This is a genomic window from Emticicia sp. BO119 (genome assembly GCF_013912375.1).
In the GTDB taxonomy this organism is placed as follows: domain Bacteria; phylum Bacteroidota; class Bacteroidia; order Cytophagales; family Spirosomataceae; genus Emticicia.
The window spans coordinates 236147-260868 of the sequence record NZ_JACETV010000006.1 but is presented as its reverse complement, the minus strand read 5'-3'; the positions used below and the strand labels follow the sequence as shown (position 1 = coordinate 260868).

Annotated in this window: 22 protein-coding genes; 12 read left to right on the top strand and 10 right to left on the bottom strand. The window is 38.5% G+C overall.

Features of this window, described 5'->3' with window-relative positions; all coding sequences use genetic code 11:
• The first annotated feature begins 7 nt into the window (after positions 1-7).
• The 4 genes from H1R81_RS19685 to H1R81_RS19670 all read left to right on the top strand — a co-directional run bounded on the left by H1R81_RS19685 (position 8) and on the right by H1R81_RS19670 (position 3179).
• On the top strand, positions 8-991 hold the full coding sequence (locus H1R81_RS19685; RefSeq protein ID WP_181842452.1) for a MoxR family ATPase: 984 nt from the start codon (positions 8-10) through the stop codon (positions 989-991).
• Positions 991-2325 carry a DUF58 domain-containing protein gene (locus tag H1R81_RS19680; RefSeq protein ID WP_181842451.1) on the top strand — a complete coding sequence of 445 codons (1335 nt, stop codon included), beginning with the start codon at positions 991-993 and terminating at the stop codon, positions 2323-2325. Before H1R81_RS19685 ends, H1R81_RS19680 begins: the two co-directional genes overlap by 1 nt.
• Before the next feature lie 20 nt (positions 2326-2345).
• Positions 2346-2708, top strand: a complete 363-nt coding sequence (locus H1R81_RS19675; protein WP_181842450.1) for a DUF805 domain-containing protein — start codon at positions 2346-2348, stop codon at positions 2706-2708.
• A gap of 90 nt (positions 2709-2798) precedes the next feature.
• Positions 2799-3179, top strand: coding sequence for a DUF805 domain-containing protein (locus H1R81_RS19670; RefSeq protein WP_181842449.1), 381 nt, complete (start codon positions 2799-2801; stop codon positions 3177-3179).
• A 59-nt stretch (positions 3180-3238) separates the two neighbouring features.
• On the opposite strand, the gene H1R81_RS19665 is transcribed toward H1R81_RS19670, so the two are convergent.
• The gene (locus tag H1R81_RS19665; RefSeq protein WP_181842448.1) at positions 3239-4153 is read right to left on the bottom strand and encodes an ROK family protein; all 915 of its coding nucleotides are present in this window, start codon (positions 4151-4153) and stop codon (positions 3239-3241) included.
• 146 nt (positions 4154-4299) lie between these two features.
• Between H1R81_RS19665 and H1R81_RS19660 the strand changes: the two genes are divergently transcribed.
• Complete coding sequence (locus H1R81_RS19660; protein ID WP_181842447.1) at positions 4300-5016, top strand: head GIN domain-containing protein; 717 nt, start codon at positions 4300-4302, stop codon at positions 5014-5016.
• Between the two features lie 209 nt (positions 5017-5225).
• Positions 5226-7856 carry a valine--tRNA ligase gene (locus tag H1R81_RS19655; protein WP_181842446.1) on the top strand — a complete coding sequence of 877 codons (2631 nt, stop codon included), beginning with the start codon at positions 5226-5228 and terminating at the stop codon, positions 7854-7856.
• Positions 7857-7923: 67 nt separating this feature from the next.
• On the opposite strand, the gene H1R81_RS19650 is transcribed toward H1R81_RS19655, so the two are convergent.
• Entirely contained in the window at positions 7924-9444 is a 1521-nt protein-coding gene (locus tag H1R81_RS19650) for a magnesium chelatase (RefSeq protein WP_181842445.1), read from the bottom strand.
• 318 nt (positions 9445-9762) lie between these two features.
• On the opposite strand from H1R81_RS19650, the gene H1R81_RS19645 reads away from it, so the two are divergent.
• Both H1R81_RS19645 and H1R81_RS19640 read left to right on the top strand, forming a co-directional pair.
• Complete coding sequence (locus H1R81_RS19645; protein ID WP_181842444.1) at positions 9763-10332, top strand: FISUMP domain-containing protein; 570 nt, start codon at positions 9763-9765, stop codon at positions 10330-10332.
• 62 nt (positions 10333-10394) lie between these two features.
• The gene (locus tag H1R81_RS19640) at positions 10395-11045 is read left to right on the top strand and encodes an ankyrin repeat domain-containing protein (RefSeq protein WP_181842443.1); all 651 of its coding nucleotides are present in this window, start codon (positions 10395-10397) and stop codon (positions 11043-11045) included.
• A gap of 365 nt (positions 11046-11410) precedes the next feature.
• Here H1R81_RS19640 and H1R81_RS19635 read toward each other — a convergent pair whose 3' ends face one another.
• The 7 genes from H1R81_RS19635 to nagA form a co-directional block, all read right to left on the bottom strand.
• Positions 11411-12445: an Ldh family oxidoreductase gene (locus H1R81_RS19635; protein ID WP_181842442.1), complete on the bottom strand. Its 1035-nt coding sequence runs from the start codon at positions 12443-12445 to the stop codon at positions 11411-11413.
• 6 nt (positions 12446-12451) lie between these two features.
• Positions 12452-13402: a sugar phosphate isomerase/epimerase gene (locus tag H1R81_RS19630; RefSeq protein WP_181842441.1), complete on the bottom strand. Its 951-nt coding sequence runs from the start codon at positions 13400-13402 to the stop codon at positions 12452-12454.
• A gap of 198 nt (positions 13403-13600) precedes the next feature.
• Positions 13601-13831, bottom strand: coding sequence for a DUF2798 domain-containing protein (locus H1R81_RS19625; protein ID WP_181842440.1), 231 nt, complete (start codon positions 13829-13831; stop codon positions 13601-13603).
• A gap of 10 nt (positions 13832-13841) precedes the next feature.
• A complete protein-coding gene (locus H1R81_RS19620; protein ID WP_181842439.1) occupies positions 13842-14588 on the bottom strand; it encodes an SDR family oxidoreductase in 747 nt (248 codons plus the stop codon).
• 14 nt (positions 14589-14602) lie between these two features.
• Positions 14603-15097: a PaaI family thioesterase gene (locus H1R81_RS19615; protein ID WP_181842438.1), complete on the bottom strand. Its 495-nt coding sequence runs from the start codon at positions 15095-15097 to the stop codon at positions 14603-14605.
• Positions 15098-15166: 69 nt separating this feature from the next.
• Positions 15167-15754, bottom strand: a complete 588-nt coding sequence (locus H1R81_RS19610) for a TetR/AcrR family transcriptional regulator (RefSeq protein WP_181842437.1) — start codon at positions 15752-15754, stop codon at positions 15167-15169.
• A 139-nt stretch (positions 15755-15893) separates the two neighbouring features.
• Positions 15894-17024, bottom strand: coding sequence for an N-acetylglucosamine-6-phosphate deacetylase (nagA, locus tag H1R81_RS19605; RefSeq protein WP_181842436.1), 1131 nt, complete (start codon positions 17022-17024; stop codon positions 15894-15896).
• A gap of 149 nt (positions 17025-17173) precedes the next feature.
• Here nagA and H1R81_RS19600 point away from each other — a divergent pair, with 149 nt between their 5' ends.
• From H1R81_RS19600 to H1R81_RS19590, 3 genes are all read left to right on the top strand, one after another.
• Positions 17174-17719, top strand: coding sequence for a nucleotide exchange factor GrpE (locus H1R81_RS19600; protein WP_181842435.1), 546 nt, complete (start codon positions 17174-17176; stop codon positions 17717-17719).
• A 223-nt stretch (positions 17720-17942) separates the two neighbouring features.
• Complete coding sequence (gene dnaJ, locus H1R81_RS19595) at positions 17943-19091, top strand: molecular chaperone DnaJ (RefSeq protein ID WP_181842434.1); 1149 nt, start codon at positions 17943-17945, stop codon at positions 19089-19091.
• A 188-nt stretch (positions 19092-19279) separates the two neighbouring features.
• Positions 19280-22261: a DUF2723 domain-containing protein gene (locus H1R81_RS19590; RefSeq protein ID WP_181842433.1), complete on the top strand. Its 2982-nt coding sequence runs from the start codon at positions 19280-19282 to the stop codon at positions 22259-22261.
• A 103-nt stretch (positions 22262-22364) separates the two neighbouring features.
• Here H1R81_RS19590 and H1R81_RS19585 read toward each other — a convergent pair whose 3' ends face one another.
• Entirely contained in the window at positions 22365-23132 is a 768-nt protein-coding gene (locus H1R81_RS19585; RefSeq protein ID WP_181842432.1) for a YdcF family protein, read from the bottom strand.
• A gap of 108 nt (positions 23133-23240) precedes the next feature.
• Between H1R81_RS19585 and H1R81_RS19580 the strand changes: the two genes are divergently transcribed.
• Complete coding sequence (locus tag H1R81_RS19580; RefSeq protein ID WP_181842431.1) at positions 23241-24686, top strand: TlpA family protein disulfide reductase; 1446 nt, start codon at positions 23241-23243, stop codon at positions 24684-24686.
• Positions 24687-24722: the final 36 nt, after the last annotated feature.

Genomic DNA, 24722 nt, shown 5'->3' with positions numbered 1-24722 from the left:
ATTATCGATGGAAAACGAAGAAGAAATCTTTAAAAATAGAATAGACCTTGAATTGGTTACCAAAGCTGTGAGTGATATTAAACACGAGCTTAATCAGATCGTTTTTGGGCAGGATGAGGTAATAGACCTGATATTAATAGGGATATTGAGTGATGGACACATATTAATAGAAGGAGTACCAGGGGTGGCTAAAACCATGTTGAGCAAACTATTGGGTAAAGTATTAGACATTTCATTTAAGCGGATTCAGTTTACACCTGATTTAATGCCTTCTGATGTATTAGGTACTTCTGTTTTTAATCCGAAAACATTAGATTTTGAGTATAAGCGAGGACCTGTTTTTGGCAATATTGTACTGATAGACGAAATTAACAGAGCTCCGGCAAAAACACAGGCAGCTTTATTTGAGTTGATGGAAGAGCGTCAGATAACTATTGATGGTAATACATATCTGATGGATATGCCTTTTATTGTACTGGCAACACAGAACCCCATTGAACAGGAAGGCACCTACCGGCTACCCGAAGCACAATTAGATCGCTTCCTTTTCAAAGTGAACATCGGATATCCGTCGGCTGATGATGAAGTGTTAATGCTGAAACGTTTCAATTATGAAACCTATAAAGATGTGGTTGAAAACCTGCAACCAGTTTTAAGCATCAGGCTTTTAAAAGAACTTCGTCAGATTGTCAGACAAGTAATTATCGAAGATCATATACTCAAATACATTACTTTACTTATACAGGCAACGCGAAATTATAAATTACTTGAGTTGGGGGCTTCTCCTCGTGCTTCAATTGCTCTTATGTTGGCTTCTAAGGCAAAGGCAGCTTTATCTGGCAGAGATTTTGTGACTCCCGAAGATGTAAAAAGTATGGCAAAACCGACGTTACGGCACAGGATTATTCTGACCCCTGATGCCGAAATGGAAGGAGTAAATGAAGATGAAGTACTTGACAACCTATTTTCAAAAGTAGAGATTCCACGGTGATGAATTTCTTTAAATCGTTTTATCTGACCCCGAGAGCATTTTTTGTCCTTGGAATCTGCATTGCACTATTTTGTATTGGGCTGGTGCTTGATCTTAGTTTTACATTGGGTAAGTTATTGCTGTTTATACTTTTTTTAATTGTACTAATTGAAAGTATTCTGCTTTACAGTATATCAGAGCTGATTAGTAGCGTAAGAATTTTACCTAACAGACTAAGCAATGGAGACGAAAATCAGATTGAGTTGCAAATCAGAAATAATTCGGCAATAGATTTATCTTTGACTATCTATGAAGATTTACCAGATTTATTACAATTGCGTATCTGGAAGCTTGTAATTCTATTAAAAAAAGCAATAAGTCAGAAGGTTATATATAAAATAAAACCCACTCAGAGAGGAATTTATACCTGGCAAAACACAAATATCTTATGTAGCGTTTCGTTTCTGAGGTTTGTGGCTCGGAGAATGATTTTTGAAAGTATTACTTCTGTCAGTTGTTATCCATCTTTTGAGCAGTTTAAAAAATTGCCTATTAATGCCTTGACCAATAATTTTTCGCAGATTAGTACAACCAATATACGCAAAATAGGTCAGAGCCTTGAATTTGAGCAGATAAAAGATTATGTAAACGGCGATAATTACCGACACATCAACTGGAAAGCAAGCGCCAAACAGGGGCGCCTGATGCTGAATCAATATCAGGCTGAAAGAAGCCAGGATATTTACATGGTGCTGGATATGGGGCGAAGCATGAAAATGCCTTTTAATCGGCAAACATTGTTAGACTATGCCATTAATGGCACCATAGCCTTAACCAAATCAATCTTAGATGTAAAAGATAAGGCCGGATTAATTACTTTTTCATCGAAAAACTGTGCTTATCTGTCAGCAAGAAGTGATTATAAACAGTTTGGCATTATAAATGATATGCTATATAATCTCACCACCGATTTCCTTGAGTCTGATTTTGAAAGATTATATAAATTTGTTCGTTTTAAAGTAAGGCAGAGAAGTTTGTTAATCATATTTACAAACTTTGACTCAATTAATAGCCTGAAACGAAATTTGCAATATCTGAAGGCTATTGCAAAGTATCATCTTGTTTTAGTAGTCTTTTTTGAAAATTCAGAAATTGTTGAGTTGGTCAATCAACCGGTAAACAACCTTCGAGAGGTTTATTCAAATACAATAGGCAAACATTTTTTGAGCCAGAATGAGTTGATACTGAAAGAGTTGGTTAAATCAGGTATTCAGGGTTTAATATCCCAACCGCACCTGCTTAGTATTGAAGCTATTAATAAGTACTTACAGATTAAAAGAAGGCAGATGATTTAATTATTTAAACTCATATCAATATGTTCCAAGCACCTTTTTCATTTGATGGCAGAATACGCAGGACAGAATATGGGCTATCCTATGTTGTCTATATGGTTGTTATCTTTTTTATTGCATTGATTTTACCCAATACAGGAGCAGAGATCATAACCTTGATTTTATATATTCCATTGGTTTGGTTCATGCTTGCACAAGGAGCAAAACGCTGCCACGATGTAGGTAATAGCGGCTGGTATCAGATTATTCCTTTCTATTTTCTTTGGTTACTTTTTCAAGATGGCGAAGCAGGTGAAAATGGCTATGGCTTAAATCCGAAAGGTATAGGGAATGAAGCCAGCTACGATGATCAGATTGATGAAATCGGGAAATCTTTAGAGTCATAATATAAATAAGAGTGTTTCAATAGGGTAGGCATTTTCTTGATCAGAATCTGTAGGTATCAAAATAATTTTTAAAGCTGGGTTACTAATTTCATGTTTAAAGCACCTTTTTCTTTTAGCGGCCGGATCCGAAGAACAGAATATGGCCTTTCCTGTATTATTCTTTGTGCTGTGAATTTCTTCTGCAATCTGATAATCTTATTTGGATTGGGGTCAAAGGGCAACGAATGGCTTGTAATATTCATTATTCTTTATATTCCTATGTGGTGGTTTAGCCTGGCTCAGGGAGCTAAACGGTGCCATGACCTGGATAGAAGTGGCTGGTATCAGATAATACCTTTTTATGTGCTTTGGATGCTTTTTCAGGATGGAGAAGTAGGTGAAAATGAATATGGTTTAAACCCAAAAGGTATTAGAAATGACAATAGTTATGATGAGCAAATTAGTCAAATCGGGAAATCGTTAAAATCATAAATTAAACGGGGGTGTCGCTCCACAGACGACTCCCTCGTTTAATACTTATAAAATCGATGTTAATATCCCCTTACTAATTCGGCTGCTCCAAATACCCCCGCACTATCACCCAATTTAGGTTTTAAGAAAGGTGTTTCTACTACCCGGCTATTAAATATATAATTCTTTAATTCTTCCGGTCCTTCGGTATATACTTCGTCAATATTACCTACACCACCACCAACCACAATGGCATCAGGGTCTATTACATTGGTAATATAAGAAATAGCCTTACCAAATGATTTGGTTAAATATTTGACTGTCGCAGTGGCATGAGGGTCATTACCCTCTTTAAAATTCTGGTAAATTTCTTTCATGGTCAAAGTCTTACCACTTAATTTCTCATAATAACGTTGTAAGGACGGGCCTGAAAAAACGGTTTCGTTACATCCTCTTTTACCGCAATAACATTCATAGCCATCGTCTTCCAATACATTATGTCCCCATTCGCCACCAATGCCATGTCTGCCATTGAGCACTTGTCCATTAATTACCACACCTCCGCCAACACCAGTGCCTAATATAATGCCAAATACTACCTTAGCATCAGGCACTACATCTTTCACGATGCCCATAGTTGCTTCTGCCAAAGCAAAACAGTTGGCATCGTTAGCAATCTCAATCGGCACCCCAATGGCTCTTTCAATATCTTCTTTCATGCGTTGTCCATTCATGCAGGTAGTATTGCAGTTTTTCATTGTCTGGGTACTGGGGTCTAATGCTCCCGGTGTACTAAAACCTACCGCTACAGGCGATAGTTTTGTTTCTTCTTTAATCATATCAATCAATCTAGCAATCTGACTGATAATATGCTCATAACCTTTAACGGCTTCGGTAGGAATTCTTTTTCGTAATAATACTTCGTTTGTATTGGCATTCATTACAACGCCTTCTATTTTGGTACCGCCCAGGTCTACACCCCAAAGTGTTTTCATTTTTTATATTGCTTAGATAAGGGAAAAACATCACTGAATTGTCTTTAACAAGTCATTAACACTTTACCAGACAACTTTATGCAAACATATAGCATCTAATAGTTAAAGACAAAAAAAACTTAGAAAAAGCTAAAATCGCAACTAAAATGAAACGTACACTAATCTTTGTTAGCATAATCCTGTTGGGAGTGGTAGGATTATTATCTTGTAATATTTATGAAGAAACAGGAAATGGCATCATAGAAACCGAATACCGTCGTGCAGGCTATTTCAATCGCATTGAACTGGATTTTGGTGCTGAGGTAATCCTTACCCAGGGTCCTGCCAGAGATATTCAGATAGAAGCAGAGGGTAATATTATTCCTCGTATTATCACCCGTATCAGTGGTAATACATTAATTCTGGATGCGAACGGAGGTTTTTATACCAATAAAAAAATCAAAATCTGGATTCAGACCCCTGATATTTATAGTATTGATGTCGCAAGCAGTGGAAGGATAATCAGCGATAACAAAATCTATGGTAAAAGCATTGATTTGCGATTATCAGGTAGTGGCTTGATTGATGCTGCTTTAGATATGAAAAATGATGTGAATGCACAAATAAGTGGCTCAGGCTTGATTTACATGGAGGGAGATGCAAAAAATGCCGTCTATACCATGACCGGAAGTGGGAAAATTGAATCTTTTGGCCTGCATGTCGATAATTCTGATGTCGATATCGATGGTTCTGGCCGTTGCGAAACTACAGCTTATTATAATCTTGATGTATATATTACAGGTAGCGGAACAGTTTGGTTTAAAGGCGATCCAAGAATCAGCCGTAAAATTTCAGGCTCAGGCAGAATTATTGATGCCAACTAAACAATAGATTTTAAATATTCAACCCTGACTCAACCTGCAGGTCTGGCTAACAGATTTGCAGGTTTTTTATATACGTACCAAGCACAAATTCGGCAAAAAAAACGTAATTTTGCACTCCTTTTAGCAATGAAAGAGAGGAAACTGAGATAGTCGTACAACTATCGTGAAATACACAAACTAAGTTCGTTCACTACGAACACCAGATAAGTATGATAAGCAAGAACTACAATCCGAAAGAAATCGAAGACAAGTGGTATCAGTATTGGACTGATAACAAGTACTTTAAGTCGACACCGAATCCTGACAAAGAGCCATATTGCATCGTGATTCCACCGCCTAACGTCACAGGCGTCTTACATATGGGACATATGCTGAACAATACTATACAAGACGTATTGACCCGTAAGGCCAGAATGGAAGGAAAAGAGGCGTTGTGGGTGCCAGGTACTGACCATGCTTCTATTGCTACGGAGGCCAAGGTGGTTGCTATGCTGAAAGAAAAAGGAATCAATAAAAGTGACCTTTCTCGTGAAGAATTTTTGAAATATTGTTGGGAATGGACAGAGAAATATGGCGGAATCATCTTGCAACAGTTACGTAAATTAGGTGCATCCTGCGATTGGGATCGTACGCGTTTTACGATGGAGCCTAATTTATATGATGCCGTAATTGAGGTTTTTGTTGATTTATATAATAAAGGTGAGATTTACCGTGGATACAGAATGGTAAACTGGGACCCTCAGGCCAAAACTACGGTTTCGGATGAGGAAGTTATCATGAAAGATATTCAGCAGAAACTGGTATATATCCGTTATGATGGAGATGAAGGAAGCGTAACGATTGCAACCGTTCGCCCCGAAACCATCATGGCTGACTCGGCGATTTGTGTAAACCCAACTGATGAGCGTTATCAGGATTTAATTGGTAAGACAGTTAGAATCCCGCTTATCAACCGTGAAGTAAAGATTATTGCCGATGATTATGTAACGGTAGATTTTGGTACAGGTGCCTTGAAAGTAACACCTGCGCATGACCAGAACGACTATGCTTTGGGTCAAAAACATGGCTTAGCCGTGATTGATATTCTGACAGACGAGGGCAAACTGAATGAAAAAGCCCGGATTCTGGTAGGAGAAGACCGATTCGTAGCACGTAAGAAAATTATCAAAATGCTTGAAGAATCGGGCAATCTGGTAAAGGTAGAAGACTATAAATCAAACGTTGGTACATCAGAGCGTACGGGTGCGGTAATTGAGCCAAAAGTGTCTTTGCAGTGGTTTTTGAAAATGAAAGATTTATCAGAACCTGCTTTGAAAAACGTAATGGACGATACCATTCAGTTTATTCCGCCAAAATTCAAAAATACCTACAAGTATTGGATGGAGAACGTAAGAGACTGGAATATCAGCCGCCAGCTTTGGTGGGGACATCGTATTCCGGCTTACTATATGCCAGATGGTACCTGCATTGTAGCAGTCAATAAAAAAGAAGCATTAAAAATTGCCCGCAATAAATACCAGCTCTTTGCGCTAAGTGAGCATGATTTAACGCAAGATGAAGACGTATTAGATACATGGTTTAGTTCTTGGCTATGGCCTATGTCGGTTTTTGATGAGTTCAAAAATCCTGATAATGAGGATATTAAATATTACTATCCGACTAATGACCTGGTGACAGCTCCTGAAATTTTGTTCTTCTGGGTAGCACGCATGATTATTGCCGGATATGAGTATAAAGGCACTTATCCGTTCAAAAATGTGTATCTGACCGGTATTGTAAGAGATAAACAAGGCCGTAAGATGTCAAAATCTCTAGGTAATTCTCCAGACCCGTTAGTTTTAATTGAGCAATATGGCGCTGATAGTGTTCGTACGGGTATGTTATTCAGTTCACCTGCCGGAAACGATTTATTATATGATGAAAAGTTGATTGAACAAGGCAGAAACTTTAATAATAAAATCTGGAATGCTTTCAGATTAGTAGAAGGATGGGAGGTTTCAGAAACTGAGACTCAGAGCCCGGCTTCTGCTAAGGCGATTCAATGGTTTCAGTCAAAATTTAATAAATTATTAGCTGAAACGCTTGACCATTACAGTAAATTCAGAATGTCAGATGCGCTAATGAGTACCTATAACCTTATCTGGGATGATTTCTGCGCGCAATATCTTGAAATGATTAAGCCTGCCTATGTAGATGGGAAAAGTTTACCTATGGATAAGCAAACATACGAGGCTACGCTTGAAATATTTGATGCGTTAATGCGATTGGCTCATCCTTGGATGCCATTTATTACAGAAGAAATCTGGCAGAATATCAAAACAAGAGAAGCTAACGATTCAATATGTATTGCGCCATTCCCAACGGTAGGAGCAATTGAGGAGGAAATTTTAGGTGATTTTGAGATTTTATCTGAAATCATATCAAACGTTCGTAATACTCGCAATGCCAAACAGATTTCACCTAAAGAAGCCTTGCCTTTAGCCATTAAAACAAATAATAAAACACGTTATGAGGCACTGGCAGGATTGATTCAGAAATTGGCAAATATCTCAGGCATACAATACGTAGAGGATAAAGCCGAAGGTATCAGTTTTGTCATTAAAGGTGATGAGTTTACAATTGATTTAGGGTCTAATATTGATATAGAAACCGAAAAAGCCAATCTTACTAAAGAACTGGACTATACACTAGGTTTCAAAAAATCAACGGAGGCAAAATTGAGCAATGAGCGTTTTGTACAAAACGCCAAGCCTGAAATTATAGAAAAGGAGCGCCAGAAATTAGCCGATGCAGAAGCTAAAATCAAAGCTTTGGAAGAGGCTTTAGCAAAGTTGGGGTAATTTTAAAGCAGAATTATAAATAAAACAGGCTCATATTCATGAGCCTGTTTTATTTATGGATTAATTATCAAAACCGCTTAAAATCATCTTCATCCTCATCATCAAATTTCATCTTATTCGGGTCAAACATACTATCTAACAGGTCTTTGAATTGCAAGCCTGTGTCCAAAGCCTGTTTGCTGATTAATGAATATTCCGCTAAGCCATGCAAGGCAAATTCCATCATGAAAAGTTTATCATTTTCGTTCAGTCTTGGATGGAAGTTTTCTACTAATTCATCTAAACCGTCAATGGTTTTCAATCTTGCTTTATATTCACGGTCAGTAAGGTCATTTAGGAAATCAATCACATTGCCCTCCCCAAACCAGGTTGATACCTGCTGGAAAGGATTTTTACCCGATTTCTTTTTCTTTAATGTTTCTGGGTTCGGGAAATACTTTAAAAACTCTGTGCGCATCGCTTTGCCAATCAAGCTCTGCGCTACATAAACCGGGCCTTCAACTTCTCCCTCATATACCAGCTCAATTTTACCATTAATGGCTGCTATCGCCCCATAAATATCAGATACACGCGCATTTACATTTTTCTCACCATTAATCAATGAACGTCTTTCTGCTGAACTCAGGAGATTTTCGTAAGCCGAAATTGTCATACGAGCCGAAACCCCACTTTTGGCATCTACGTATTCACTTTGGCGGGCTTCTACGGCGATTTGCTCAATCATGTCTTTCAGTATGTCGTTGACAGCAATTTTCTTTTGCTCAGTTTTAATGATAGCTTCCTGTTCGGTAATTCTACGTCCTGTCTCAATTGATTTAGGATAGTGTGTCACAATCTGGCTATCAATACGGTCTTTCAGAGGTGTAACAATACTACCACGATTAGTATAATCTTCCGGGTTAGCTGTAAATACAAATTGAATATCCAATGGGATTCTCAATTTAAATCCACGAATCTGAATATCGCCCTCTTGCAGAATATTGAATAGAGAAACCTGAATGCGTGCCTGTAAATCGGGTAATTCGTTAATAACAAAAATACAACGGTGCGAGCGTGGAATCATACCAAAGTGAATAACACGTTCGTCAGAATACGGAAGTTTTAAAGTAGCTGCTTTAATCGGATCAACATCCCCAATTAAATCGGCAATGGATACATCAGGGGTAGCTAATTTCTCGTTGTAGCGTTCTGAACGTGGTAACCAGCTAACAGGGGTGTTATCGCCCTTTTCTGCAATCATATCTTTCGCAAAACGTGAGAGTGGTTCTAATGGATCATCATTCAATTCAGAGCCTTCAACCACAGCCACGTATTCATCTAATAGATTTACCATCAGACGGGCTATACGTGTTTTGGCTTGTCCACGAAGCCCTAACAGATTGATGTGGTGCATAGACAAAATCGCTTTTTCCACTTCGGGAATCACAGTGTCTTCGTAGCCCCAAATGCCCGGAAATACTACTTCTTTATTTTTAAGTTTCTCTATTAAGTTGTCGCGAAGTTCTTGTTTAATAGATTTCGGGTTATAATTACTGACTTTCAGTTCACCCAGGGTTTTGATCTTTAATAAGTTTTTGTCGAATCCCATAATGCGTTTGCTGCTAATTTTCTTTAGTTTAAGATTAGAAATCTGCCACAGGTATCAATACCCTGTCAGAAGTTTGTCATTCACAAGATAAAATTTAAAAATACTCGTAATAGAATAACGGATTTAGATAAGAAATGGTTTGTCTATAGATTTCATTTCAATAAAATAACTTATATGGCTAAAACAACCTTAAGCACAAATTATTCATATCTTAATCAATTTTGTAGTACTATCCAGTTCGTTTTTAAGTATTTCAGAGGGTATATTATAGTTTTATTCTGGATAGCTTCTGAGTGATAATTATGCTAATTTTATAAAATGAAAAAGTGCATTTATTTCTTGTTTTTTGTAGTTATCTTTTTAGCTATACCTAATCAAAGTGAAGCGCAGCTATTTGAAAAAATGTCTCATAATAATAGGTGGACAATAAAAAACCTGAACGCGGATATTCCGGGTTCTTATTGCTACAATGACTCTTCGATTTATTATCAAAAATATGGCAGACTTTATCCCTATAAAGCTGCGCAAAGTGTGTGTGTTTCATTAGGCGAAGGCTGGCATTTACCATTAACTGATGAATGGCACATTTTATTGAATCACTATAATGGCGAATTTAAGGAATCCGCAAGTACAGGAAAAGAGTCCTTTGAAAAACTATTAAGGAAACAAAAACCAAACTTTGGAATGACGCTCGCAGGCAATAGAAATATTGACGTAACTTATAGCAGAATAGAGGGTCACGGCTTTTACTGGACTTTGACAGAATTTAATAGTGACAATGCCAGCTTCCTTAATTTTGCTAATGGTAGAAAAGTACTTTTTTTACAACCTGATATGAAAAAAATCGGGGCGATTTCAGTGAGATGTGTCAAGAAAGCTCAATGGTAGGTAATAATAGCATTCTCTCAATTCTATTAAAGTAAAAGATCAAAAAATCTATTAGAAATACGATGGGAAATTTAGATGGAAAAATGCTCGACGCAGCTTTAAATGGTGATTTAGCTACCGTTGAAAAGTTAGTGTCAGAGGGTGCAGATATAAATTTTAAGAATCAATGGGGTACCACTGCGGTCTTTTCGGCTGCATGGGAGGGCAACATAGAGGCATTGGATTTATTTTACAGTTTAGGAGCGGATATTACATTCGAGCAGACTAATCTTCTATGTAATGCCGCTTTTAATGGGAAAATTGAGTCAGTAAAATGGTTATTGGAAAAAGGAGAAAAAGCGGATTTTGCTTTTGCCAATACAGGCGAAAACGCCCTGCATTATACGATCTGCAAAACAAGTGAAATGGAGGAAAGAACTGAAATTGTAAGACTATTGATAGCTGCTGGAACAGATGTCAATAAAAGAACCATAGCAGGAAGCGAAGATGGCCTCTGCTTTATGCGAGATGTGCGCCTTAGAGGGGAAACTCCTTTGCATAGGGCAGCAGCCTACGCTAATCTTGATATTGTAAAAATGCTTATTAATGCAGGTGCAGATATAACCGTAAAGGATACTAACGGAGATTCGCCTATTGCGTGGGGAAGCTGGCATTTGAGAGACTCGGACTTGCTACGGTTATTGGTTTATGACGGAGTGGCTTATATTCATTAACAGCAAATTCTTTAACAAAAAAAGGTCAGTTCTAACAGGAGTAGAACTGGACCTTATATGAATGCATAGGAATTATTTTAGCTGCATTGCCCTAAAATGACCCATAAAATAATGAAAACGATAATGGTGCCAAAGCAACCGCCTCCTAATTTCTTTGCGCCATAACCGGCCAATAATCCTCGCAGTAAATTGTTCATATTTTAATCAATTTTGTGGTTTATAATATCATGTATATACGACAGAAAAAATCAGACCTATAAGCTTTTTTCTATTAATGGGGTATTACCTCCACAAATTGTATATCATAAATTGAAATTGATTTTTTTTCGGGTTTTTTGTGGAACAAATTCCCGATTGTGATGATATTAATCGAAATTAAGCCCGTATTTCTTACCTAATTGACGCAAAGATTCTTCGGTTTCTGGAAGTAAGTCAAGACCTTTTATCAATTGTTTTTGCTTTAATTCCAAACCCCTTGCACCGGGCATTCTTACTGGTTTTTCAGGGTTAACAGGTTCTGAATTGAGACATTGGTTTTTTAAATATTCAGTTTCTCTTTTAAATGCTTCTTCTCCTGAAAACCCCAGTGGACTGATAACCTGTAAATATACTGAAGCACCCCACAATGTCGGTATATCAGACCTGCCATGCCCACCCAGGGCACTTGTAAGCGCCTCTACCATCAAACCTAAACCAAAACCTTTGTAACCGCTATCTAAACCACCCAGAGGAAGTATTGATCCTGGGGGGGTGTCAAAAAAAACGGAAGGGTTATTACTTATATTCCCCTGATTATCTAAGAGCCAGTTATGAGGGAGTTTCTCCTCATGACGATGCGAACGAGCTACCAGACCATTAGAAGTAGCAGACATACTTACATCAATCATGATAGGGTCTGTGTCTGTCGGGATGCCTACTGCGAGAGGATCCGGGCTATAAGTAGGGGTGAGCCCACCGAAGGGTGCAACTGTTTTGTTTCTTGGGTCTGAGCAGGCCAGTAAAATCATAAATCCTTGTCGGGCTACTTTCTCTAAATAAGCAGCCAGACAGGCAATATGGTGAGATTTTTGTATGGTAACAATACCTGTTCCGTATTGTGATGCTCTTTTGCAGGCTTCTTCAATGGCTTTATTGACTAACCAAGGGCCAGGCAGATAGTTGCCGTCTAAAGCCAAAACTGCTCCCATATCGTTGAGCAATTTAGCTTCGCCCGATTTAGTCATCATATCTTTTTCTAACTCATCCACATAAGCAGGCAATAACTGAAGACCATGCGTGCGATGTCCCAACAGTTCTCCTTCTAATAATATATCGGCTGTATGAAAAGCTTTATCTTCATCTAAACCCGCTCTCTGTAGTATATTCTGGCTGAACTGTAAAAGTGACTGCGAATCTTTCATACCTGATTAAGCAATAGCTTTAGCTACAGATGCTTTCATTTTTTCGATACCCAATTTAGCTGCCACCAAAGCATCCATTTTCCAGTATTCTTTATTAAATATTTCCAGCGACAATACAATGGGGGTCTTCTTATTGTGCAATTCTTTTAATATCTGAGTAATTGGGGCAATACCATCACCCGGTAATATACGGTCACCGTCATTAATGGTTTCTCTTGGGGGTACTCCCGGATAATCATTCATATGGAACATCTGAATGGATGAGCCACTTGCGGTTTTTAAGCTATTGAAACTGGAGCCTCCTTTATGTAAATGATATACATCTGTTAATACACACGCTTTAGGGTGGCCACTTTCAGAAGCAGCAAATAAGACTTCTCCTACCAAGTGGAGATTAGTAGAAAATCCCCACATCTCTAATTGAGGTGTTACACCAAAATTATCACTCACCTCCAATAATTTACCATATCTTTCGGCTACTGCCTGTAAATCGAGCACCTTACCTGTAGTCGCTCCAAAGGGAGGAGCGGCTATACGCTTACAACCGATTTCAGCCAGCATAGCCATTTCTCTTTTGTTTTGCTCTAAAGCTTTTTCGCGTTCTGAGGCATCGTCGACAATCCATTTAGAAAAACCAATGGCATCTTCAATCGTAATGCCTAAGTCAGCGGCTTTTTTCTTTACATCTTTCAGATTACCACCCTGCTGTACAAATTTTTCTACAGTATTTACCCATACTTCAATGGCATCATAACCTGCCCTGGCTGCTGTTTCTATTTCTCCCATCAAGCCAAGGTTTTGTTCTCTGATGGTACTGGTATTCAAACTGAATTTGAAATTATGTGCAACTTTTTTCTCCGAACCTGCCATTGCATCAGGTAAGCCCAAGCTTAAACCTGCTCCTACGGTCAATGAGCTTTTCAGTAAGTTTCTTCGAGAGATAGCATTTGTTTCCATTGGTAGTCTTTAATAAGTATAATATGATTGAATGATAGTGGGGTAAAGATAAGGCTATAAGATTGAGTTTTCAAGCAAATTGATTTTTAATGTAATCATAGAAGTGTAAAACAGACAATTGTTAAAAGTAGAAAGCTTAGAAACAATAAGGCACGAATATTTTATATCCGTGCCTCACCCGCAAAAATGGGATACCTGTTATTCATCAATCAATGCTTTTTCCGGGAAAGTCGTATTGACAAAGACCTGTACTTTTGGCCCAATGATCAGGATACAAGGGATTACTACTGCATAAGAGGTAGCCCAAGATCTTAACCAGATGCTCAGAAACTTTTCTACAAAACCTATATTGATACTAATGAGAGTAAAGGAAATGATTCCTGTAGTGATAATGCCCATAATTAATGCAAAGGCTATTCTTTGTTTCATAGCTGTATCATTAAGCTTGTAAAGTAGGATTCATAGCATATAAGGCATCAGTCGGCGAGCTATGGAATAGCTTGTAAAATTCGGCCGTACGACCCACGTGGATTTCGTAAGTTTCAGTTTCAAAAGATTTCAATAAGTCTTCTGCTACAACTGCTGGAGAAATTCCATTTGCCCCTCCAATCACCTGTGAGAAACCAGTATTCACTAACGGAGGCATTAATTCAAATACTTTGACAGGTGTTTTAGCCAGATACAATCTTAACGATTGCGTATAAGAGTGTAATGCAGCCTTACTTGCACCATAAGTAGACAAGATATGATTTGGGGCAAATGCTACAATTGATGACACATTCACGATAGCTGCTTCTTCCTGCTTTTGGAGCAGAGGCAAAAGCTTTTCATTCAATCTGATGATTGACAGGTAATTTGTAAGCATTTCAGTTTGTGCTTTTTCAAACGTACGGTCAGTCTCCAATAAGTTGTTCAAAAAGGCACTTCCTGCATTATTGATTATCACATTCAACCTCGGGAAATCAGCATAAAGTATTTTTACGAGTGTCTCTACATCTTCTTCTTTGCTTACATCTCCTGCCAAGGGAGTTACATTTTGCAGTTTCGCGGCCGCTTTGGTTAAGCGTTCTTCATCTCTGCCTACTATAATTACATGATTGCCTTGTTTGCTAAAAAGTTGGGCTATTTCAAAGCCGATTCCAGCGCTTCCTCCTGTTACAAGGATAGTATTCTGTGTTGTTTTCATTTTTATTCTTTGGTTTAGTATTTCAAAATCAGACAAGTGCTTACACCATGTGCGTAAATTGTATTGTCATTGTCGATTAGCTGAGCTTCTACAAGGGCGGTGCGTCCACCTGCATGGATGATTTTGCCTACAGCATGAAGTTCTTCTATTTGGGTTGTCACAACTTTCAGGAAATTCACTTTTAATTCTAAGGTTGTGTATCCGGTGCCTGCTTCAAGAATAGAGTGTAGGGTGCAACCCATTGCAGAATCAAGAATGGCAGAAATAACACCCCCATGAACGCTGCCTATTGGATTATAATGAAATTCCTGAGGTTGAAACGAGAAAATGACTTTCCCTTTTTCTAAGTGTGAGGGCTTGAAATCAAGGGTATGGAGCAGAGGAGGGAAAGCAATTCTGCCTTCGTTCATGGCCTGTAAATAGTCTATGCCTGATAGTTTCAGGGCTTGTCTGGCAGCTTCTAAAGGTTGTGTCCAAGTAAATGTTCTTTCTCGCTTGTCTGTTTTCATAAATTTATACCGATTGGTATTTTTTTGTTAAAAAAAATAGTATATGTTCACTTATCATTTCAACATATACTAAACTAAATCCTTTATAATTTTTTCAACTGATTTCATCACGGCTTTCCTGTAGTTCAGCTTGCCGGTCAGTTTGGTAATCATGATTCCGCCCTCTATCATGGCAATCATGGTTAAAGCGGTTTGTTCCGCATTTGTCTCTGGTCTGAATTCCTTTGCATCAATGCCTTTTTGTATTAATGAAATCAGCTTGTTTTTCCAGCCATTAATGGCATTTGCCGCCTTTTCTTTTAAGGCAGGGTGTGTATCATCAGCTTCAATCGCAGTATTCAGAATAGGGCATCCGCCTATTGGAAAAGGGTATTTTAAGAAATTTTCATAGACATTGGCATAAACCAGGAGCTTATCCTGAAAAGTTTTCTGTTTTCTGATTTCCTGACTGATAATTTCCTCTACGCATTGCAGGTTATAATCAAAAGCGGCTAAGGCTACGTCATCTTTATTAGTGAAATTGCCATAAATGCTACCCTTGGTTAAGCCTGTGGCATCAGTAATGTCATTCAATGAAGTACCAGCATAGCCTTTTATATTAAAGATAGGGGCTGTTTTTTCAATAATAAATTCTCTTGTCCTTGCTGCTTTACTCATATCAGTATCAGATTGGCAGTGCCAAATTATACCATTCGGTATAATTTGGCAAGTTTTTTTTATTGTTTTTTATCAGAAAAAATGAGGTTTTTACATGAACAAAACGTTTTGTTAGTGTAATTTATTGATTGTCAGGCAATTATGAAATGAGTAAGGGTTCAAAATGATGTAATGCCTCATCAAAAACTACAAACTTCGCCGGAAAGCCAATGGCAATCTGCCCGATGCTTTGTTCCATGCCTACTGCCTGTGCAGCGCGAATCGTTGCCATTTTAATTGCCTCTTCCGTGCTGATACCCACTTGCTGAACAGCATTTCTCAACCCGTCAGCCATTGAGATAGCTGCACCTGCCAGATTACCTTCCGAGTTGCGGTACTGCCCATCTTTCAGATAAGCATCAAACTCTTCCCATTGAAAGTGCGTTACTTTATCTCCCACAAAAAGAGCATCAGAAATCAGGAATAATTTGTCTTTTTTAATTTTGTAGGCAATACGTGCCGCAGCATAGTCGCAATGGAAACCATCCATAATAATAGGGGCATAAACTTCAGCATTATCAAAAGTAGCACCTACTACTCCTGGCTCACGGTGTCCCATCTGGGTCATGGCATTATAAAGGTGTGTACATAAGGTAATACCCTTCCGGTAAGCATATTGGGCTTGCTTATAAGTGGCATTAGAATGTCCTAAGGAAAGTTTGATGCCACTTTCCAACAATAAATCCAATTGTTCCTCAGTAAAGTTTTCGGCAGCAATCGTCATGATTTTTATTACATTTTTGCCGTATCTGATAATCTCTTCTAATTCGGCATTGGTAGGTTTTCTGACGTAAGCGGCTAAATGCGCACCCCTTTTGGCTAAGTTCAGAAAAGGCCCTTCCAGGTGCATACCCAATACCCCTGAATCCGGGTTTTTCTGCATATAATTTTTGGTCACTTCTATGCCTTTCAGAATATTTTCTAAGGGAGAAGTTATCAGGCAGGGCAATACATGAGTAGTACCTAAAGCTAAGCTCGATTCATAAATATCCTGGATAGTTTCTTCCGTAGGGTATTGAGTAAAATAATATTTTTCTCCACCATTGATGTGTGTGTCAATAAAACCTGCGGCAATGTGTTTGCCTGCTAAATCTATGGTGCGTGTATTTTCATGGCTGAAATTCTCAATAGGTTCTATGGCTTTGATCTTGCCGTTTTCAATAATAATAGTATGATTTTCGAGGATTTGTGTGCCTGTATGAATTGTGGCATGGGCAATAGCTGTCTGCATAGGAGGATTAATGCTGAATTTTTTGGCAAGTTATAAAAAAACTGTCTGAAAGCAGGGTCTTATATGAGATATAATTCTGCCATCTTGTCAGTAAATTTCGGATTGGCAAAAAAATTGACGAATTTTGCAAAAACAAAATTGTTTGAAAAATGGCAGAGAATAAAGAAGGACAAGAAATAACAGACGAACAAGTAGAAAATTTGGCAGAAGAAACAGTTGCAGAAGGTGCAGAAACGGCTGAGGCAGAAGACAAAGTAGCTCAACTGGAGGCTCAGGTGGCCGAAGCAAAAGATAAATACTTACGCTTGTATGCTGAATTTGAAAATTTCCGTCGACGCACAGCTAAAGAAAAAATTGAAACGATTCAGAATGCCTCAGAAGGTTTGATAAAAGAATTGATTCCGGTAATTGATGATTTTGAACGTGCCAACAAGTCTTTTGAAAGTGTAACCGAGGTTGAACCTTTAAAAGAGGGTATCGCTTTGATATTTCATAAACTACAGAAAACTCTGTCGGCTAAAGGATTGAAACCGATGGAGTCGAAAGACACAGATTTTGATGTGGAATTGCATGAGTGTATTACGCAGTTTGCTGCCGGAGACGACAAAAAGGGGAAAGTGATTGATGAGGTAGAGAAAGGGTATTTTCTGAACGATAAAGTAATTCGCTACGCAAAGGTAGTAGTGGGGAGTTAAGATATAAGATTTAATAGATATGAGTATGTTCGAAAAGCAAAGGCTTCAAGATTATATTTTACAAATTAAAACCCCATCCCTAACCCTTCCCCAACAGTAGGGAAGGGGATTAAAGTCCCTCTCCCCACTGTTGGGGAGAGGGATTTAGGGTGTGGGGTTTTTCAAAGTTTTTTTGGAGCAAAAACTTTTAAAACACCCTCATGCGCATTTATACACAATCATTATGGCACAAAAAAAAGATTATTACGAAGTATTAGGGGTAAGCAAAACTGCTACAGAAGATGAGTTGAAAAAAGCCTATCGGAAGTTAGCTATTCAATATCACCCTGATAAAAATCCGGGAGATAAAGCGGCAGAAGAGAAGTTTAAGGAGATAGCTGAAGCCTACGGAGTATTATCAGATGCCGAAAAACGCCAACGCTACGACCAGTTCGGTCATCAGGGTATGGGTGGTGCCAGCGGATTTGGTGGTGCCGGAGTGAATATGGAAGATATTTTCAGTAGTGTATTTGGTGACGACAGTCCGTTTGGCAGTTTCTTTGGTGGTGGTGGCAGACGCGGTAGTGGGGGCCAACCTGTGCGTAAAGGTTCAGACCTTCGTATCAAGCTGAAACTGGATCTGGAAGAGATAGCCAATGGTGTAGAGAAAAAGATAAAAGTAAAACGCTATGTATCTTGTAATGCCTGTACAGGGAATGGCTCAAAAAATGGTAATTCTCAAAAGACTTGTCAGACCTGTAATGGGTCAGGGCAGATCCGTAAGGTGGTAAGTACCATGCTTGGGCAAATGGTTTCTACCAGCACCTGTCATACCTGTCAGGGAGAGGGTAAGGTGATTGTTGACCGTTGTGAAGTTTGTTTTGGTGAAGGCCGTGTATTGAATGAAGATTTAATTTCTATCAAAATTCCGGCAGGGGTAGGTGAGGGTATGCAATTATCGATGACTGGCAAAGGGAACGTACCCACCCGTGGGGGAGTAGCCGGAGACTTACTGATAGTGATTGAGGAAGAAGAACACCCGGAACTGAAACGTGACGGGAATAATATCATTTATGATCTGAAGCTGAACTTTGCGGATGCTGTATTAGGTAAAGAAGCCGAAATACCAACCATTGGCGGCAGAGTAAAAATCAGTATCAAAGCAGGTACGCAACCAGGCGAAATCCTGCGCCTGAAAGGCAAAGGTTTAAAAGAAGTAAACAGCTATAGCACTGGCGATCAGTTGGTACACGTAAATATTTATACGCCAACCAGCGTAAATAGTGAAGAAAAGGCAATCTTAGAAAAGCTCCGCGAAGCACCAAACTTCCAGCCAAGAGCCACCAAAAGCGATAAAAGTATATTTGATCGGATGAAAGATTTCTTTCATTGAGATATAAGACGAATTAACCCTCCTGAACCCAGGAGGGTTTTTTGTTGTCTCATTTCTGGCATTTAACATAATTTAAAGTCAAATTTTTCTAAACTCTGCCCTAAATTCTCTATTTTTGAGCCATCGTTCTGATTTGGGAATCGAATTCACCCCCTGAACTAAGCATTTATACATTTACTCACTATCAAATGAACAATTTTAAAAGGCTCAATAATATCGTTGGGTGGGCAGTATTTGCCATTTCATTGATTTCTTACACACTAACTGTTGAACCTACGGCAAGTTTCTGGGATTGCGGCGAGTTTATTGCCTGTGCCTACAAACTACAAGTTCCTCACCCTGCCGGAGCGCCCTTTTTCTTATTAATCGGCCGTATGGCTTCTCTGTTAGCCGGAAGCGACGTAACCAAAGTGGCATTGATGATAAATATGGTGTCGGTTATTTCGAGTGCGTTCACCATTCTTTTTATGTTCTGGACAATCTCATTGCTGGCAAGGAAGGTATTTGGTAAAAAAGGGGCAGAACTCAACTCAACAGAAACCATCTTGGTATTAGGCGCAAGTGCAGTGGGTTCGTTGGTATATGCCTTCTCTGACTCTTTCTGGTTTTCGGCAGTTGAAGCAGAGGTATATGGTATGTCATCATTCTTTACAGCTATTGTAGTGTGGGCGGCGTTCCGTTGGGAGTTAATCGAAGATGAATCAGATGCCAACCGCTGGCTGATATTTATTGCCTATTTAGTAGGCCTTTCTATCGGAGTTCACTTATTAAATCTGGTTACGATTCCTGCTTTAGCCTTAATTTATTATTATAAAAAGACCAAAAAAGTGTCATGGAAAGGTGGTATTGTTGCCTTTTTGATAGGTATGGTAGTACTGGGTATTATTAATGTAGGGGTTATTACCGGTATTCCGTCATTGGCTTTTGGCTTTGAAAAACTCTTTGTGAATACCTTTGGCCTGCCATTCAGTTCGGGTAGTTTGTTCTTTGTGATCTTGTTAATTGGTAGTTTAACTTATGCGATTTTCTATACCAATAAAAAAGGTATGGTGGTTGCCAATACGGCTTTAGTCGCATTTGCCTTTATCCTGATTGGGTATTCGAGCTATACCATTGCCCTGATCCGTTCAAATTATAATCCGCCCATTAACGAAAATAACCCGAGTAATGTATTGAACTACGTTTCGTATCTGAAACGTGAACAATATGGTAGCCGCCCTTTGTTATACGGTCCTGTATTTACTGGCAAATTAGAGTCTATCGAAAACGGTGACCCAATTTACAAAGTCGGTAAAGATAAGTATGAGATATATGACCATAAACCGAATTATATCTGGGGGGCGAACAGCGAAAGTTTATTGCCACGTATGTGGAGCACTGATGCCAATCATCAGGCAGTGTACAGACAGGAAATGGGATTGTCGCCCGAACAAAAACCTACGTTGATTACCAATGTAATGTATATGTTTAAGCGTCAGTTGGGGTATATGTACTGGCGCTATTTTACCTGGAATTTCTGGGGGCGCTCGAGTGATATTGAAGGTGCAGGGCCAACTAATATTTTTGAGACAAAGAATAGTTTACCTCCAGCTGTGAAAGAAAATCGTGGTAGGACCAACTTCTATGGCTTGCCTGTTATTTTAGGAATTCTGGGTTTACTCTACCACTATTTCCGTCGTGAGCGTGATGCGCTGGTGCTCCTTTTATTATTTATTTTTACCGGGGTTGCCTTAGTAGTATTTCTGAACGCACCACCAATTGAGCCACGTGAGCGTGATTACATCTACGTTGGTTCGTTTTATATCTGGGCTATCTGGATTGGTCTGGGAGTGATGGGTTTGTTTGACTATGCATTGAAGTTTATAAAAAATACACAGGTAAGAGCCATTTCTGCGACTGCTATCGGTTTAGTAGTGCCGCTTATTATGCTTCCGCAGGCATGGAGAGGGCATGACCGTTCGAACCGTTATCATCAGGTTGATTTTGCCAAAAACCTGTTGAACTCTTGTGCTAAAGATGCCATTCTGTTTACAGGTGGTGATAACGATACTTTCCCACTCTGGTATGTGCAAGAAGTGGAGGGCTTCCGCACAGATGTACGTGTTTGTAACCTGAGTTTATTAGGCACAGACTGGTATTGTGAGCAAATGAAACGCAAAACGTATGAGTCTGACCCACTACCGATCAGTTTCTCAACCGATCAGTTGTTAAGTGGTATCAATGATCAGATTCCTTATGTTGAGCGTTTGCAACAACCAATTAACCTGAAAGAGTTTCTGGAGTTAGTAAAGAAAAATGACCCCGCTATTCAGATTCCACTAACCACAGGCGAAAGCATAAACTCATTGCCATCAGACAGTCTGTTTCTGACCTACAATGTAGAAGATATAAAGAAAATGGGCTTTGTAGGAAAACAATACGAGCCTTATCTGACAGGGCAGATGGTATGGAACATCGGCAAACGTGATTTATTGAAAAACGATTTGATGCAACTGGAAATGATTGCCCAGAATAACTGGAAAAGACCTATCTATTTTGCAGGTACTCTGGCAACCGATAACTATCTGAACCTGAGAGATTATATGCAACTGGAAGGCTATGCCTATCGATTGATGCCGTTCAGATTATCTCCGGGTGATGATGGCTTTGTAAATACAGATGTAATGTATGATAATATGCTTAAGAAGATGTCATGGCGTGAAATGAATAATCCAAAGGTATATTATGATTCAGAAACTTACCTGAAAGTGCCTGTTATTACAGCCCGTCTGGCTTTCTTGCGCTTGACCGACCAGTTGGTAAGAGAAGATAAAAAAGTAAAAGCAAAAGAGGTATTAGATTATGCAAACAAGGTTTTGCCGGATAATACCATTCCGTATGATCAGCTATGTACAAACTATGTTATGTATTATTTTGAAGTTGGAGATAATAAAAAGGCGATGGAAATAGCAGAGGTTATGACCAAACGCGCTGATGCTAATTTAGCTTATTTTACAGAAAAAGCGCAAAGAACGAGTGCAGAATGGATGCCTGATAATGTACAACAGTATATCGAGATTAACCTGCGTAATCTACAGATTCTGGCTAATGTATGTAACCGTAACGGGCAAGCAGAAGCCGCCAAGCGTTATGAAGCTATTTATAATAAATATTATTCAAAATTGAGCTGATTTATTGAATGAATAGTCCTGAAGAAACGATACAGGATTAATAATATTTGGAATCAGATTATTAAGCAGTAGTAATTAAATAATTGCTGCTGCTTTTTTGTTTTTATATCCAGCCAAATACCCAATAAGTTATATAACCGATTATTTCACGCAATGTTAACTGTAGATAGCCTATTGCATGACCACTTGGGAGAAAATAAGTGAGTACCCATTGCCGCTCAGACGACACGTAATTTGCACCGTATGGAGTAAGCTTAACACCCACTTTTTTAAAACAACCGATAGCTCTTCTCAGATGAAAGCCAGAGGTAATGAGAATATAACTTTGATCAGGGAATTGTTTTTTTAAGATTTTTGAAGTATTTACTGCGTTTTCGTGAGTATTGGTTGAACGATCTTCTAAATAAATGTCTTTTCTGGTTACTCCGTTTAGAATTAAATACCGGGCAATCTGATCTATTTCCCGTGTGGTGGTTTTGCGGAGGATAGGGACATCTCCACCGCTGATAAGTATTTTTTTTATTTTACCAAGCTTGTAGAGTTGTAATGTTTGTCCGATTCTGTCGCTTGTACCTGTTAAATATATATTTTCGGCAGGTTGTCTGGTGGTATTAATGGTATTGCCTGTCAGGATAATACCAATATCATGTGGCTTAACTGTTGAAATAGCCGTTGGGGGGATTTCCCACAACAATAAAATTTCGTTGACCAGGAAGGGATTTGTGAAAAGATAGAAAAAAAACAATGTAACAATAATTATTTTTTTGGATTTGGTACGATTTTTTGTAGAGATAGCGTAAATCAGTAAAATAAAGATGATACCGGCTGGCATCAGAAAGAAAGTAAGTATCTTTGAAACAATATGAAACATAGCTTTTCGTTAGAGTTGTATTTGAAGTATTAACAAGTTTTTAACAAGAACCGATAAATTAAGCACTTATCTTTGTTAATTGTAAAGAAATAGACTAAAAATAAAAAAATGCTTTTGAAAAATTACCGAACACCCTTACTCATACTTTCACTTTTCTTTGCGATCAGTGGAGTTTCTGCCCAACAACCCGGACACTCAATCAAGGTTCGAATGAAAGGCATTCAAGAAGGCAAGACTTGTCATTTAGCCCATTTTTTTGGCTACAATCAATATATTAAAGTCGATTCGGCCAAAGTAGAGAACGGCTTATTGAATTTTCAGGGTAAAGACCCTCTGAAGGGTGGAATTTATCTGATTGTTTTGTCGCCATCTAAATATTATGATTTTGCTGTTGATGGCAAAGAGCAATTTATGGAAATAGAAAGCGATACTACTGATTTTGTAGGGCATGTTAAGTTTAAGGGCTCAAAAGAAAATGATTTATTGTTTGCCTACCGTAAGTTTTTACAAGATAAAAGTAAGGAAGCAGAGGTAATTTCTATGGCTGCCAAAGGTAAAAATGATCCGGTAGCGCAAGAAGCAACCCGTAAGCAGATGGAGAAGATTCAGGCGGATGTGGAGACTTATATGAAGGATTTTACCAAAACGAATGAAGGTACTTTTGCAGCCAAAGTTATTAAAGGTAATATGGAGCCGGAGTTACCAAAAGTATTACCTAAAAAAGCAAATGGCCGCCCTGACTCGACGTATCTGTTTAATTATTATAAAGGGCATTTTTTTGATAATATAGACTTTACAGATGACAGAATGTTGCGTTCCCCTTTTTTACATAGCCGTGTAGAGCGTTATTTTAAGGATTTGGTTTATCAGGTAACGGATTCGATTAACAGAGATGCAGATAAGGTATTGAAACTGGCTAAGCCTAATCAGGAAGTATATCGCTTCGTATTATGGCAAATTACCAATAAATATGAAAATAACGAAATTGTGGGTTTAGATGGTGTTTTTGTGCATCTGGCTGAAAACTATTATTTGAAAAATGCACCCTGGTTGGACTCAACACAGAGAGCTAAATTCAAAGAGAGAGTGGATATTCTGAAGCCTTTACAGACAGGCCTTGTATTTCCTGAGTTAATTGTGTCTGACTCTTTAGGTAGAGAGCATTCGCCTATGCAAAGCAAGACCAAATACACTTTAGTACATTTTTATGACCCCGAATGTGGACACTGTAAAGACTCTGCCCCTAAACTGATGGAGTTTTATCATGCCAACAAAGGAAAAGTTACCATCTATAATGTAAGTATTGTCTATGACAAGAAGAAGATAAGCAATTTTGTGAATACTTATAAAACAGGAGAATTACTGAACCTGTGGGATGCTAAAGGCAGGTATTATTTCAGAAATAATTTTGATGTGTATTCGACACCTACAAATTATATTTTAGATAAGGATAAGAAAATAATAGCCCGACGTATTCCGGTTGATAAATTAGAAGATTTTATCAGTTTCTATGAGCGTCAGCAAGTACAGAAAATGGCGAATGAGGCTAAGTAATTGACTAAGTCAGGGATTAAGTAATTATTGCAGTAT